The organism is Bordetella genomosp. 6 (assembly GCF_002119705.1).
Taxonomy (GTDB): domain Bacteria; phylum Pseudomonadota; class Gammaproteobacteria; order Burkholderiales; family Burkholderiaceae_B; genus Bordetella; species Bordetella bronchiseptica_F.
Window position 1 is genome coordinate 1 of record NZ_CP021107.1, and the last position, 14,051, is coordinate 14,051.

At 67.3% G+C, this 14,051-nt stretch carries 10 protein-coding genes; 8 read left to right on the forward strand and 2 right to left on the reverse strand.

The window, feature by feature from the left end; genetic code table 11:
• From dnaA to CAL11_RS00025, 5 genes are all read left to right on the forward strand, one after another.
• Entirely contained in the window at positions 1-1,431 is a 1,431-nt protein-coding gene (gene dnaA, locus CAL11_RS00005) for a chromosomal replication initiator protein DnaA (protein ID WP_086091771.1), read from the forward strand.
• A 2-nt stretch (positions 1,432-1,433) separates the two neighbouring features.
• A complete protein-coding gene (dnaN, locus tag CAL11_RS00010; protein ID WP_033465653.1) occupies positions 1,434-2,543 on the forward strand; it encodes a DNA polymerase III subunit beta in 1,110 nt (369 codons plus the stop codon).
• 94 nt (positions 2,544-2,637) lie between these two features.
• On the forward strand, positions 2,638-5,091 hold the full coding sequence (gene gyrB, locus CAL11_RS00015) for a DNA topoisomerase (ATP-hydrolyzing) subunit B (protein ID WP_086091772.1): 2,454 nt from the start codon (positions 2,638-2,640) through the stop codon (positions 5,089-5,091).
• 292 nt (positions 5,092-5,383) lie between these two features.
• Positions 5,384-6,547, forward strand: coding sequence for a WD40 repeat domain-containing protein (locus tag CAL11_RS00020; protein WP_244172887.1), 1,164 nt, complete (start codon positions 5,384-5,386; stop codon positions 6,545-6,547).
• Positions 6,548-6,594: 47 nt separating this feature from the next.
• Positions 6,595-9,003, forward strand: a complete 2,409-nt coding sequence (locus CAL11_RS00025; protein WP_086091774.1) for a caspase family protein — start codon at positions 6,595-6,597, stop codon at positions 9,001-9,003.
• Positions 9,004-9,018: 15 nt separating this feature from the next.
• On the opposite strand, the gene CAL11_RS00030 is transcribed toward CAL11_RS00025, so the two are convergent.
• Positions 9,019-9,810: an IclR family transcriptional regulator gene (locus CAL11_RS00030; protein ID WP_086091775.1), complete on the reverse strand. Its 792-nt coding sequence runs from the start codon at positions 9,808-9,810 to the stop codon at positions 9,019-9,021.
• A 118-nt stretch (positions 9,811-9,928) separates the two neighbouring features.
• On the opposite strand from CAL11_RS00030, the gene CAL11_RS00035 reads away from it, so the two are divergent.
• Positions 9,929-11,356, forward strand: coding sequence for an amidase (locus CAL11_RS00035; protein ID WP_086091776.1), 1,428 nt, complete (start codon positions 9,929-9,931; stop codon positions 11,354-11,356).
• A gap of 38 nt (positions 11,357-11,394) precedes the next feature.
• A complete protein-coding gene (locus tag CAL11_RS00040) occupies positions 11,395-12,366 on the forward strand; it encodes a Bug family tripartite tricarboxylate transporter substrate binding protein (protein WP_086094480.1) in 972 nt (323 codons plus the stop codon).
• Positions 12,367-12,379: 13 nt separating this feature from the next.
• Here the strand turns inward: CAL11_RS00040 and CAL11_RS00045 are convergent, their stop codons facing one another.
• Positions 12,380-12,664 carry an acylphosphatase gene (locus tag CAL11_RS00045; RefSeq protein WP_033465643.1) on the reverse strand — a complete coding sequence of 95 codons (285 nt, stop codon included), beginning with the start codon at positions 12,662-12,664 and terminating at the stop codon, positions 12,380-12,382.
• A 154-nt stretch (positions 12,665-12,818) separates the two neighbouring features.
• On the opposite strand from CAL11_RS00045, the gene CAL11_RS00050 reads away from it, so the two are divergent.
• Positions 12,819-13,982: an alpha-hydroxy acid oxidase gene (locus CAL11_RS00050; protein ID WP_086091777.1), complete on the forward strand. Its 1,164-nt coding sequence runs from the start codon at positions 12,819-12,821 to the stop codon at positions 13,980-13,982.
• The last annotated feature ends 69 nt before the right edge of the window (positions 13,983-14,051 follow it).

Here is a 14,051-nt window from a genome sequence, read left to right on the forward strand (position 1 = left end):
ATGAAAGAATTCTGGCAGACCTGCGTCAGTCGTCTTGAGCAGGAACTCCCCCCCCAACAAATCAGCGCGTGGATCCGACCGCTGGTCCCGCTTGCGTATGACGAAACGCAAGCGGTTCTGCGCGTGGCCGCGCCCAACCGCTTCAAGCTGGATTGGGTGCGGAAGAACTTTTCCCATCAGATCGAGGCGCTGGCGGCCGAGTGGTACCAGCGTCCGGTGCAGGTGACGTTCGAGCTGCCCGGCACCAGCGCCGCGCCGCGCATGCCCATGGCCGTGCCGCGCCCGGTGGCGGCCGCCGTGCCGATTGCCGTTGCTGCGGTGCAGCAATCGCCGGAGCCCGCCCCGCCGGCGGCTGCGCCGGCGCAGCCCGCGCCGGCAAGCGCCGATGCCGCGAACATCGTTTACGAGCGGTCGCGCCTGAACACGGACCTCACCTTCGAGAATTTCGTGACCGGCAAGGCCAACCAGCTGGCCCGCGCCGCGGCGCTGCAGGTGGCCGAGAATCCCGGCACGTCCTACAACCCGCTGTTCCTGTACGGCGGCGTGGGGCTGGGCAAGACCCACCTGATCCACGCCATCGGCAATGCCATGGTGGCGGCGGGCACCGGCGTGCGGGTGCGCTACGTGCATGCCGACCAATACGTCTCGGACGTGGTCAAGGCGTACCAGCGCAAGGCGTTCGACGATTTCAAGCGCTACTACCATTCGCTCGATCTGCTGCTGATCGACGATATCCAGTTCTTTTCGGGCAAGAATCGCACGCAGGAGGAGTTCTTCTATGCGTTCGAGGCGATGGTGGCGCAGCGCAAGCAGATCATCATCACCAGCGATACGTACCCGAAGGAGCTCGCGGGTATCGACAGCCGGCTGATTTCGCGATTCGACTCCGGGCTGACCGTGGCCATCGAGCCGCCCGAGCTCGAGATGCGCGTGGCGATCCTGCTGCGCAAGGCCGAGTCCGAAGGCGTGCCGATGCCCGAGGAAGTGGCGTTCTTCATCGCCAAGCATTTGCGCAGCAACGTGCGCGAGCTGGAAGGCGCCTTGCGCAAGGTGCTGGCCTACGCGCGTTTCCACGGCCGCGACGTGCTGACGGTGGATGTCTGCAAGGAGGCCCTGAAGGACCTCCTGTCGGTGTCCAACGGCCAGATCACGGTCGAGAACATCCAGAAGACGGTTGCCGATTTCTACAAGATCAAGGTGGCCGACATGTACTCGAAACGCCGGCCGGCCAATATCGCCCTGCCGCGCCAGGTGGCGATGTACCTGGCCAAGGAGTTGACTCAGAAGAGCTTGCCGGAGATCGGCGACCTGTTCGGTGGACGAGACCACACCACCGTCCTGCACGCCGTGCGCAAGATCTCCGACGCCCGCGCCAAGCAAGCCGAGCTTAACCATACCCTGCACGTGTTGGAACAAACTCTAAAAGGATGACCATGCAACTCGTACAAACCACACGCGATGCATTGCTGAAACCGCTGTCGACTGTGGCGGGCATCGTCGAAAGACGCCATACCCTGCCCATCCTGGCGAACATCCTGATGCGCAAAGAGGGCAACAAGGTGGCTTTCATCGCCACCGACCTCGAGGTCCAGATCACCACGCATGCCGACTTCGGCGTCGGTCCGGAGAACGAGTCCACCACGGTGGCGGCGCGCAAGCTGCTCGATATCCTGAAGGCCCTGCCGGATACCGGCGAAGTCAAGCTGGGCCTGGCCAGCAACAAGCTGTCGGTGCAGTCGGCCAAGAGCCGCTTCGCACTGCAGACGCTGGCGGCCAGCGAGTTTCCGACCGTGGCCCAGCCCGAGCAGTGGGATGTGTCGCTGAGCATGCCGCAGCGCATGCTGCGCCACCTGTTCAACATGGTGCACTTCGCCATGGCCCAGCAGGACATCCGCTACTACCTCAATGGCATGCTGCTGGTGTTCGAGCCGGGCCGCGTGCGCGCCGTGGCGACCGACGGCCATCGCCTGGCGCACTGCGCCACCGAGGCCGATGGCATCGCCGAGCGCCATGAGGTCATCGTGCCGCGCAAGACGGTGCTGGAAATGCAGCGCCTGCTCGAGGACTCCGACGAGCCGGTGGCGCTGGACGTGGCGCCGGGCCAGATCCGTTTCCGCTTCGGCGACGTCGAGCTGGTGTCCAAGCTGGTCGAGGGCAAGTTCCCGGATTTCACGCGTGTGATTCCCACCAACTACACGCGCCACTTCTCGGTCAGCCGCGAAGCCCTGCAGGGCAGCCTGCAGCGCGCCGCCATCCTGACCACCGACAAGTTCAAGGGCGTGCGCCTGCAGCTGGCGCAACACCAGATGAAGATTTCGTCCTCCAACGCCGAGCAGGAAGAGGCGCAGGAAGAAATCGATATCGACTACAGCTTCGAGCCGCTGGATGTGGGCTTCAACGTCAGCTACCTGCTGGACGTGCTGAGCAACATCAAGGCCGAGAACGTGCAGTGGTCCGTCATGCCCGACGCCAACGCGTCGGCGCTCATCACCCTGCCCGACGACGAGCAGTTCAAATACGTCGTCATGCCCATGCGGATCTGATCCGCGACCCAGATGGGTTTGTGCCGTTTGCGAGCGCATGCGCTCGCGAGCGGTGTGGCCGTGAGGCTGTTTTTTAAGGCGTTAAAGAATCGACATGTCAGATCAACAGAACACCACTCCCGAGAACACCGGCTATGGCGCCGATTCGATCAAGATGCTCAAGGGGCTGGAGGCCGTGCGCAAGCGCCCAGGCATGTACATCGGCGATACCTCCGATGGCACGGGCTTGCACCACATGGTGTTCGAAGTGGTCGACAACGCGATCGACGAGGCGCTGGCCGGCCACTGTGACGACATTGTCGTCACCATCCATACCGACAATTCGATCTCGGTCACCGACAACGGCCGCGGCATTCCCACCGATATCCACAAGGATGACGAGTTCGGCCGCAGCGCCGCCGAAATCGTGATGACCGAGCTGCACGCGGGCGGCAAGTTCGACCAGAACTCGTACAAGGTGTCGGGCGGCCTGCACGGCGTGGGCGTATCCTGCGTGAACGCCCTGTCCGAGTGGCTGCGCCTGACCATCCGGCGCAATGGCCAGGTGCACCAGATGGAATTCCGCCAGGGGCAGCGCGTCGCGCCGCTGACGGCGACCGGCCCGACCGACAAGCGCGGCACGGAAGTCCGCTTCCTGGCCGATCCGCTCATCTTCAGCAACATCGAGTACCACTACGAGATTCTCTCGAAGCGCCTGCGCGAGCTGTCGTTCCTGAACAATGGCGTGAAGGTCCGCCTGGTCGACCAGCGCCAGGGCAAGGAAGAGAACTTTGCATTCTCCGGCGGCGTGAAAGGGTTTGTCGAGTACATCAACCGCAGCAAGTCGGTGCTGCATCCCAACGTGTTCGCGGTCAGCGCCGAATCGTCGGCCGGCGGCGTGCTGGTGGGCGTGGAAGTGGCCATGCAGTGGAACGACAGCTACAGCGAAAGCGTGCTGTGCTTCACCAACAACATTCCGCAGCGCGATGGCGGCACGCACTTGACGGGCCTGCGCGCGGCCATGACGCGCGTGCTCAACAAGTACATCGCCGACAACGAGCTGGCCAAGAAAGCCAAGGTCGAGACCACCGGCGACGACATGCGCGAAGGCCTGGCCTGCGTGCTGTCGGTGAAGGTGCCCGAGCCCAAGTTCAGCAGCCAGACCAAGGACAAGCTGGTCTCCAGCGAAGTGCGTCCGGCCGTCGAGGACGCGGTGGCGCGCACCTTGGAAACCTGGCTGCTGGAACACCCCAACGATGCCAAGGCGCTGTGTGGCAAGATCGTCGAGGCCGCGCGTGCGCGCGAGGCGGCGCGCAAGGCGCGCGAGATGACGCGCCGCAAGAGTGTGCTGGAAGGCGCCGGCCTGCCCGGCAAGCTGGCCGATTGCCAGGAAAAGGATCCGGCGCTGTGCGAGCTGTACATCGTCGAGGGCGATTCGGCAGGCGGCTCGGCCAAGCAGGGCCGCGACCGCAAGTTCCAGGCCATCCTGCCCTTGCGCGGCAAGGTGCTCAACGTCGAGAAGGCGCGCTTCGACCGCCTCATCGCCAGCGAGCAGATCGCCACGCTGATCACGGCCCTGGGCACCAGCATCGGCCCTGATTTCAATATCGACAAGCTGCGCTACCACCGCCTGATCATCATGACCGACGCGGACGTGGACGGCGCGCACATCCGCACGCTGCTGCTGACGCTGCTGTATCGGCAGATGCCCGAGCTGGTGGCGCGCGGCCATGTCTATATCGCCCAGCCGCCGCTGTACAAGGTCAAGGTCGGCCGCGACGAGCGCTACCTGAAGGATGACCAGGAGGAAGCGCAGTTCATGCTGCAACTGGCGCTCAAGGACGCCGAGCTGATTCCCAGCCAGGGCGCCGCCCCGATCCGTGGCGAGGCGCTCAACGAGCTGGCGCGCCAGTACGTGCTGGCCGACGCGGTCATTTCCCGTCTGTCGCGCGTGTTCGACGTGGCCGCGCTGTCGGCGCTGGCCGAAGGCGTGGAGATCGACCTCGAAGACGCCGAGCGCACCCAGGCATCGGCGCAGCGCCTGTCCGATGCGTTGCACGCGGCCAGCCCCGCCAATGGCGTGGAAGTGGTTGCCGAGTACGACGAAGTGGCCGAAAAGCACCGCCTGGCGGTGCGCCGCATGCACCATGGCAACGTGCGCGTCAGCGTGCTGGATGCGGACTTCGTGCGCGGCGCCGACTACGCGGTGCTGGCCAAGTCGGCCAAGACGTTCCTGGGCCTGGTCGGCGCCGGCGCCATCGTGGCGCGCGGCGAAGGCGACAAGCGCAAGGAACAGTTCGTGTCCGACTTCCGCGAGGCCATGCAGTGGCTGCGCGGCGAAGCCGAGCGCGGCCTGAGCAAGCAGCGCTACAAGGGCCTGGGCGAAATGAACCCGGAGCAGCTGTGGGAAACCACGATGGACCCGAAGGTGCGCCGCCTGCTGCGGGTGCAGATCGAAGACGCCATCGCGGCGGACGAGGTCTTCACCACGCTGATGGGCGACGACGTGGAGCCGCGCCGCGCGTTCATCGAGACGCACGCGCTGTCGGCGGGCAACATCGACGCCTGACGCGCTTCCTGGCGTCGTATGCCGCAAGAGGCTGCCGCGAGGCAGCCTCTTTTGCTTGGGGCGTGGCAGCGCTTCCCGCCGTTGGCTATGAGGACTTTCCCGGGCGACGCCTGACTACATTTTGATACTTCGGTGGAGTATTCTCGCGCTTGCGTGGGGGCGCACTGCCGGCGCGGAAGGCGTGGCGGGGCACGGCATAAATCGACAGCGGAAGAATCGAATCATGTGTCCAGAGTTCCAGCGGAAAGCCGGGGGCGCGTCGCGGGCGGGCGGCTTGCTGGCGCGATGCGTATTGGCGGCGGCGTTCGTCCTGCAGGCGGCCGCGGCCGCGCGAGCGGTCGAGATCGAGATCGGCGTGGCGTCGCGCGGCGTGGTGGACGGATTGGAGTTCGTGCACTTTTCGGCCGATGAGCGAACCATGGCCACGACGCACTGGGGCAACGTCGTGCACCTGTGGGACATGAAGACACTGCGCGTGCGCAGTTCGGTCAGTGTCGCGAACCGGGATTTCGATTTCGACCTTGCGCCGGACGGCCGCGCCCTGGCCGTATGGAACGAAGAGGGCAAGGGCGAGATCGAGCTCTACGACACCGACGATGGCCGGCCGTTGCGGGCACTGCCCGCGCCACGCCTGCCACCGGGAGAGTCGCGTCGTGGCCGGTCGCTGGTGTACCGCGATGACGGCACGCTCGAGTTTGTATCGCACGGCTGGATTGGCGGCCACGCGCGCAAGGCTTATTTGCTTGCCGTGCCGGCCGGACAGCCGCGCGTCGCCGAGACCCCGCTGCCCGCGCTGGTCAACAGCGTGGCGTTTCGCAAATCCGCGGTGATGGACCAGGGCCGCCTGCTGCTTGCCGGCGTTGACGGTGCCGATGACGAGCTGGCCATCATGGACATCGCGAGCGGCCGCATGCTTGCCCGCGAACCGGGGTTCAGGATCGCGAGCTACGCCGCGGACGCCAGGCGCGCGGTGTTTGTCGAAGCCGATGGCAAGCAGCGCATCCTGGCCTTCGATTTTTCCAGCCGCAACCTGTCGGCGCTGCCGCGCTGGACTGGATCGGGCAAGTTCCAACCCTATCGTTTCGTCGCCGGTACGCGTTTCCTGGTTCTGTCGCCGGACGAACCCGAGGCGTCGAGACATCGGGCGGTGCCCGGCATCTACGACTTGCAGACGCAGCGGCTGCACCGCCTGCCGCCGGACGCCGACCCCGGGTCCATCGACGTGCGGGGCGCCACGGCATCGTACGTGCTTTGCAACCCGGATCATACGGCGTGCCAGGCGGAGGTCGCCGACCTGGCGATCAGCCGCAAGCTGGGCTCTTTCGCGGTGCAGCCCGCCGGGGACTTCCGTACCTGGATTTCGCCCTCCGGATCCATGGTGGTCGTGGGCGGCGCCGACGACGGCACGATGACGGTCTGGGGCGTCAAGGAACAGCGGGTCATCGGACCCAACTGAGCCGCGGATTGTCCCGCGTCACTTCACTGTCCACAGGGGCCGGCATCATGGCAAGCATTCTTCGCTGGTTTGTCCGCGCGTTCGCGCTCGCGTTGGCGGCGCAGTCGGTCTGCGCCAACCCACGTCCGGAAGTCATCGATACGATTGCCGCCACGCAGGCCGGGCTGGTTGCCGTCACCGAGGATGGCACGGGATTGTGGAGCCTGGCCGACGGCAGCCGGCCAGCGTGGCAGGCGCGGCCGCGCGCGCCGAACGCCGGCGGCGACATGCAGCTGGAGCCCGTGGCGGTTTCGCCAGACGGGCGGTGGTTGGCCGCCACGCGCGGCTACAAGGATCCCGTCATCGTGGTTCGCGATGCGGCGACCGGCCGCGCGGCGCGCGAGATCAAGGCGCCGCGCCCCGGCGTGGATGCCCTGCGCTTTGCCGGCGACGACGTGCTGGTGGCGCTGTATGCCGGCCGGCTGGCGGCTGTGTGGGAGGCTTCCAGCGGCAAGGCGCGAGGCGTGTTCGAGTTGTCCGCCGCGCCGCGCCAGGTCGCGGCCTCGGCCGACGCCCGCTATCTGGCGGTCGGACAGGACAAGCAGCGCGTGACGGTGTACGACCTCGAGGGCGGCAAATCGCTGGGCGATTTCGAGCTGGGCAGCATTGCGTCGAAATCGCATGCGGTGCCGACGCACGACATTCTGTTCATGGCCTTCGCCTATGACGGTACCGTGGTCGTGCACCACGCAACGGGCTATATCCAGCGGTTCGATCCGCGCCGGGCAGCGCCGGCCACCTTGCTGGGCAGCCAGGATATCCCGCTGCGCGGCACGGCGACCAGCCTGTCGCCCGATCGCCGCGCGCTGCTTACCGCCGACCGTCCGGGCGCCCTGGGCCTGTATCGGCTGGACCAGCCGGCGCCGGCCAGGTTGGCGTTGCGTTCGGCGTTGGGGGAAGTCACGGCATCGGCCTGGGAGGCCGGTTCCCAGCGTTTCGCGGTGGCCGACAACCAGGGCCGGGTCGAGCTGTGGGATGCCCGCAAGCAGGCGGGCGCGGTGCTTGAAGGCAAGCACGCGGGCGCTGTCGAGCAGCTGGCTTTCGCGAGCGCCGGCCGCTTCCTGGCCTCCTCGGGGCGGGATGGCAGCATCCGGGTGCGCGAGACCGCGACGGGACAGGAAGCGGTCCGGCTGGTGGGGCTGGGCGAGACCGGCTGGGTTTCCATGACGCCGACGGGTTACTTCCACTCGTCCGGCCTGCCGGCCGAGGCGGCCATCAATGTGCGGATCGGTTCGGACGTCTATGGCATCGACAACTTCCGCGAGCGCTATTACCGGCCGGACATCCTGAGCGCGGCCCTGCAGGGCCGGCCGGTGCGGCCGCAGCGGACTTTGGCCGATACGCGCCCGCCGCCGCAGGTGCGGGCCGATCCGGTGCCGGCATCGCTGGCGGCCGACACCTACACACTGGTGCTGCAACTGACCGACCAGGGAGGTGGGATCGGCGATGTGCGGGTGCTGCGCAACGACGTGGCCGTCGCCCATGACGCGGCGCCCGCGCAAGCCGCCGCGGGCAGCCAGCGCCGCAGCATCACGGTCAAGCTGGCGGCGGGCCGCAACGAGATCAAGGTCATTGCCTTCAATGCCGAGAACAGCCTGAGCAGCAAGCCGCTGCGCCTGATGCTGGACGTGCGGGCGACGCAGCCGGAAAAGCCGGTATTGCATGCCATGATCGTCGGCATCAACGAGTTCGGCGAGGCGTCGTTGAATCTGCAATACGCCGTCAACGACGCCAACGCCATCGCCAGGGAATTGCGCGAACGCACGCGCGGCCTGTACCGCGATGTGCGGATCGAGCTGTTGACCACGCCGCAGCAGACCTCGCGCGCGTCGCTGCTGGAAAGCCTGCGGCGCTACCAGCAGCTCGACGCTGGCGATGTGTTCATGTTCTATGTGTCCACGCATGGCGCGGTCATGGGCAACAATCCGGTGGACCAGGAGTATTTCCTGATTCCCAGCAACGCCAAGAGCCCGGTCTTTGCGCATGAAGCCATCAGCCAGCACGAACTCAAGCGCCTTTTTTCCTCCATCCCGGCTGGCAAGAAGCTGCTGCTGTTCGATACGTGCTTCGCGGGCGCGCTGGGCGAGGCGCTGTACCAGCCCGCCGTCGAACGCGGCGTGGCCGAGAACGGCGCCGTCAATGTGCTGGCCACGGCGATCGGCAGCACGACCCTGGCGGCCTCGGCGCCGCTCGAGATGTCTTATGAGGGCTACCAGGAACACGGCACGTTCACCTGGGTAGTGTTGCAGGCCTTCCGTGGCAAGGCCGGAGGCGGCAAAGGCAATGTCGTGCTCACCGCCGATCTGGCGCGCTACGTCGCGCGCGAGGTTCCGGCGCTGGCGCGGCGGCTGCAGCGCGAGCAGAACCCCGCCGTGTATGCCACGGGCCAGTCCTTTCCCGTGGTGGCTGGCCGCTGAGCGCGGCCGCGCGCCTCAGGCGCCGCAGATGGCGTAGGCAGCCTTGAGCATTTGCGGCACGATTTCCGCCACCAGGCGCGCGCGCGGATATTCGTCGGCCGCCGCCGTGACGCTGATGGCCGCCAGCGGCTGGCGCCGTTCGTCGCGCAGCAGGGTGGCCACGCCCATCTGGTTGAGCAGCACCTGGTCCTGCGTGATGGCGTAGCCGTCCTCGCGGGCCTGGCGGATCTCGGCCAACAGCGCCTGCGGATCGGTCTGCGTGCGCGGCGTGTAGGGCTGCGGCGCGGCGCGCGCAAGCAGCTCGCGCACGCTGGCATCGTCGCGCTGCGACAGCAGCATGCGGCCGGCGCTGTTGCTCCAGGCCGGCATGCGCCGGCCCGGCAGCATCTCCACCAGCGTCAGCTGGCGGCTCGGCAGCCGCAGCAGGTAGATCATGTCGTCGCCGGCCAGCACGCTCATGTTGACCGCCAGCCCGCAATGCTCGCGCAAGGCGACCAGGTGCGGCGCGGCCAGCGACACCAGGTGGTCGCTGCGCAGGAAGTAGTAGCTCAGCTCCACCACCTTGGGGCCGAGGCGATAGCGGCGCGATTGCGGATCCTTGGCCAGGTAGCCCAGCACCTCCCAGGTGTGGGTAAAGCGCTGCGCGGCGCTTTTGCCCATGCCGGTCAGCTGCACGATGTCGGTGAGGCTGAGCGAGTCGCGCGCGGTATCGAAGGCCTCCAGCACGCGCATGCCTTTCTCCACGGAAGCGACATACAGCGGGTGGTCGGCACGCTCGGCGAGCGGGGTGGCGGTGGCAGCGGGCATGGGCGTCTCCAGGGGGCGGCTACTTGTTTACCCGCATTGTGCGCGGGCAGGCAGTCGCCGTATAAATACTTATATTCAGTACTTTGTATTGTATAGCAATACTTGAGCGGAGCACACCATGGGCTGGGAATCGATTTGCGCAATGACCGCACTGCAGCTGCGGGCCGAGCTGGCGGCCGGCCACCTGAGCGCGCGCGAGATCCTGCAGGCGCATCTGGACGCCATCGAATACTGGAATCCCACGGTCAACGCCATCGTCACGCTGGATGCCGAAGGCGCGCGCCGGCGCGCCGCGGCGGCCGACCAGGCGCAGGCGCGCGGCGAGCCGCTGGGGCTGTTGCACGGCCTGCCCGTGGCGCACAAGGACAGTTTCCTGACCGCCGGCATGCGGACGACGCATGGCTCGCCCGTATTCGCGGATTTCGTGCCCGAACGCAGCAGCCTGGCGGTGACGCGCCAGCAGGCCGCCGGCGCCATTACGCTGGGCAAGACCAATCTGCCGGAGTTCGGCGCCGGCTCGCAGACTTTCAATGCGGTATTCGGCCCCACCCGCAATCCCTATGACCCGGCCATGACGGCCGGCGGCAGCAGCGGCGGCGCGGCCGCCGCGCTGGCGTGCCGCATGCTGCCCCTGGCCGACGGCACCGATATGGGCGGCTCGTTGCGCAATCCGGCCAGCTTCTGCAACGTGGTGGGCCTGCGTCCTTCGCCGGGCCGGGTGCCGATGTGGCCGACGGCCGCGCCGTACAACACCCTGAGCGTGGCCGGCCCGATGGCGCGCACCGTGGCAGACGCCGCCCTGATGCTGGCGGCGCTGGCCGGCCCCGACGCGCGCGACCCACTGACCATCGACGCCGACCCCGCCCTGTTCCTGGGGTCGCTGGAACGCGATTTTGCCGGCACGCGCGTGGCGTACGCGCCGGACTGGGGCGGCCTGCCGGTCGACCCGGAGGTCGGCCGGGTGCTGCAGGCGCAACTGCCGCGCTGGGAAGAGCTGGGTTGCCGGGTAGACCAGGCATGCCCGGATTTCGGCCAGGCGGACTCGTCGTTCCATGCCTTGCGCGGCCTGGCGTTCGCCATCAACCAAGGCGAGACCGTGCGGCGGCATCGCGACCGCGTCAAGGACACCGTGATCTGGAACACGGAGCTGGGCCTGAACCAGAGCGGCGCCGTGCTGGCGCAGGCAGAGCGCGACCGCGCGCTGTTGTTCGAGCGCATGCACGACTTCATGCAGCAGTACGAATTCCTGATCGGGCCCGTCAGCCAGGTACCGCCTTTTCCCGCCGACCAGGAATACGTCCAGCGCATCGGCGAGGTGGAGATGCGCAACTACATCGACTGGATGCGTTCTGGCTACTACCTGTCGTTGACCGGCCATCCGGCGATTTCGGTGCCATGCGGATTCACCGAGGCCGGCCTGCCGATAGGGATACAGATCGTGGGCCGCTATCGCGACGAACGCGGCGTGTTGCAACTGGCGCACGCCTTCGAGCAACTGACCCAGTGCTGGCGCCGGGCGCCGGCGCTGCGCGCGCCGGCCGCCTGAAACGGCGCATTTTTTTCATTCGGAAAGGGAAGCAGCAGATGTTCAAAGCAAGCCTGAAAGCACTGGCGCTGTGCGCGCTGGCCGTACTGCCCATGGCCGCGCCGGCCGCGCAATCGGACTGGCCGGCCAAGCCGGTGACCCTGGTGGTGCCGTTCCCGCCAGGCGGTTCGACCGACGTGATCGGCCGCTACTTCGGCGCCCGCCTGGGCGAGCTGCTCGGCCAGTCCATCGTGGTGGAAAACCGCCCGGGCGCCAACACGGGCATCGGCGCGGTGGCGGTGGCGCGCGCGCCGGCCGACGGCTACACCTTCATGATCAGCGGCGCGCCGACGTTCACGACCAATTCGCTGCTGTACGCTAACCTGAACTACGACCCGATCAGGAGCTACGAGTATGTCGCCATCGCGGCCAGCGCGCCGTTCGTGATCCTGACCAACCCGCAGACCGGCATTGCCACGGTGCGGGACATCGTGAGCAAGTCGGCCAGCCAGCCGCTCAGCTTCGGTTCGTTCGGCACGGCCTCCACGCCGCACCTGGCCGGCGAGTACCTGGCGCAGCACGGCGGCGCCAGGCTGCTGCACGTGCCGTACCGCGGCAGCTCGCCGGCCATGACAGACCTGATCGGCAACCAGATTCCGCTTTCGATCGACACGCTGGTGGCGGCCCTGCCGCAGATCCGCGCCGGCAAGGTGCGCGCGGTGGCGCTGACCAGCAGCGCGCGCTCGCCCTTGCTGCCGGAACTGCCCACCGTCGCCGAAAGCGGCGTGGCGCCTTACGACTTCCAGACCTGGTTCGGCATCGTCGCGCCGCATGGCACGCCGCAGGCGGTGGTGCGGCGCATGGCGCAGGCGCTGCGGACCATGCTGGAGGAGCCTGGCACGCAGGCCAGGATGCGCGAGCTGGGCTTCGAGCCGGAATACGTGGACGCGGCGGGCTTTCGCGCCCGCGTCGAGCAGGAAATGACCCGCAACGCGGGCGTGATCAAGGCGGCCGGCATTCGCGTCGAATAGCCGTGGCGCGGCGCTACAGCTGCGCGAAGTGCTTGTAGCGCTTTTCGTCGAAACTGCGCTCGCTGGCCAGCTCGCGCACCTGCGCGGCCGGCGGCCCGCGGCGCAGCCATTCCAGCATGTGGTCGACCTGGTCGGCGGTGCCCTGCACCACGGCCTCGACCGTGCCGTCCGGCAGGTTCTGCACCCATCCGGTCACGCCCAGCATGTGGGCCCGGCGCACGGCGGCGTGGCGGTAGCCTACGCCTTGCACCTTGCCTTTGACGATGACGTGTACGGTTTCCAGGTGGGCATCAGACATGTTGGATCCTTGTGCTTCATATATCGGCCGCGCCGTAGCGAGATACGTGAATTATCGGATGAATCCTGCAGGCGTGCGCGAGGGGCGGCGTATACTGGCTCTCGCCGCGCGACGGCCGGCCATCGCCGTGCCGCTTTCCTGACCTTCATCGACCATGACCCAGAACCTCTCTACGATCACCTGCATCGAAGATCTGCGCGTCATCGCGCAAAAGCGCGTGCCGCGCATGTTCTACGACTATGCCGATTCGGGCGCCTGGACGGAAAGCACGTATCGCGCCAACGAAAGCGATTTCCAGCGCATCAAGCTGCGCCAGCGCGTCGCCGTCGACATGGAGGGCCGCTCGCTACGCACCACCATGGCGGGCAGCGACGCCGTGATGCCGGTGGCCATCGCGCCCACCGGCCTGACCGGCATGCAGCACGCCGACGGCGAGATCCTGGCCGCCCGCGCCGCCGCCGAATTCGGCGTGCCGTTCACCTTGTCGACCATGAGCATCTGCTCGATCGAGGACGTCGCCCAGGGCAGCGGCAAGCCCTTCTGGTTCCAGCTCTACGTCATGCGCGACCGCGAGTTCGTCGGCGACCTGATCGACCGCGCCAAGGCGGCGGGATGCTCGGCGCTGGTGCTGACGCTGGACCTGCAGATCCTCGGCCAGCGGCACAAGGACATCAAGAACGGCCTGTCCGCGCCGCCCAAGCCGACGCTGCGCAATCTGATCGACCTCGCGTTCAAGCCGCGCTGGTGCCTGGGCATGCTGGGCACGCGGCGGCGCACCTTCGGCAACATCGTCGGCCACGCCAAGGGCGTGACCGACCTGTCGTCGCTGTCGTCCTGGACGGCCGAGCAGTTCGACCCGCGCCTGAGCTGGGACGACGTCGAATGGATCAAGCGGCGCTGGGGCGGCAAGCTGATCCTCAAGGGCATCCTGGATGCCGAGGATGCCCGCCTCGCGGCCGAAAGCGGCGCCGACGCCCTGATCGTCAGCAACCACGGCGGGCGCCAGCTCGATGGCGCGGTTTCTTCCATCAGCGCCCTGCCGGCCATCGCGGATGCGGTCGGCTCGCGCATCGAAGTGTGGATGGACGGCGGCATCCGCTCCGGCCAGGATGTGCTCAAGGCGGTGGCGCTGGGCGCGCGCGGCACCATGATCGGGCGGGCATTCCTCTATGGCCTGGGCGCCTACGGCCAGGCCGGGGTGACGCGGGCGCTGGAGATCCTCTACAAGGAAATGGACGTTACCATGGCGCTGTGCGGCCGCAAGCACATCAGCCAGATAGACCGCGGCATCCTGATGCCGGGCACCTATCCGCAGTAAGCCGGCCGGCGCGGGCGCCTGGCCGTCCGCGCAAAACCGCAAAATCTGCAAAGCGGGCCTGGCTACATT

Bases quoted from the DNA above. Each gene is read 5' to 3' on its own strand.
- dnaA (WP_086091771.1), top strand. From the start codon at position 1: ATGAAAGAATTCTGGCAGACCTGCGTCAGTCGTCTTGAGCAGGAACTC.
- dnaN (WP_033465653.1), top strand. From the start codon at position 1,434: ATGCAACTCGTACAAACCACACGCGATGCATTGCTGAAACCGCTGTCG.
- gyrB (WP_086091772.1), top strand. From the start codon at position 2,638: ATGTCAGATCAACAGAACACCACTCCCGAGAACACCGGCTATGGCGCC.
- CAL11_RS00025 (WP_086091774.1), top strand. From the start codon at position 6,595: ATGGCAAGCATTCTTCGCTGGTTTGTCCGCGCGTTCGCGCTCGCGTTG.
- CAL11_RS00030 (WP_086091775.1), bottom strand. From the start codon at position 9,810: ATGCCCGCTGCCACCGCCACCCCGCTCGCCGAGCGTGCCGACCACCCG.
- CAL11_RS00035 (WP_086091776.1), top strand. From the start codon at position 9,929: ATGGGCTGGGAATCGATTTGCGCAATGACCGCACTGCAGCTGCGGGCC.
- CAL11_RS00040 (WP_086094480.1), top strand. From the start codon at position 11,395: ATGTTCAAAGCAAGCCTGAAAGCACTGGCGCTGTGCGCGCTGGCCGTA.
- CAL11_RS00045 (WP_033465643.1), bottom strand. From the start codon at position 12,664: ATGTCTGATGCCCACCTGGAAACCGTACACGTCATCGTCAAAGGCAAG.
- CAL11_RS00050 (WP_086091777.1), top strand. From the start codon at position 12,819: ATGACCCAGAACCTCTCTACGATCACCTGCATCGAAGATCTGCGCGTC.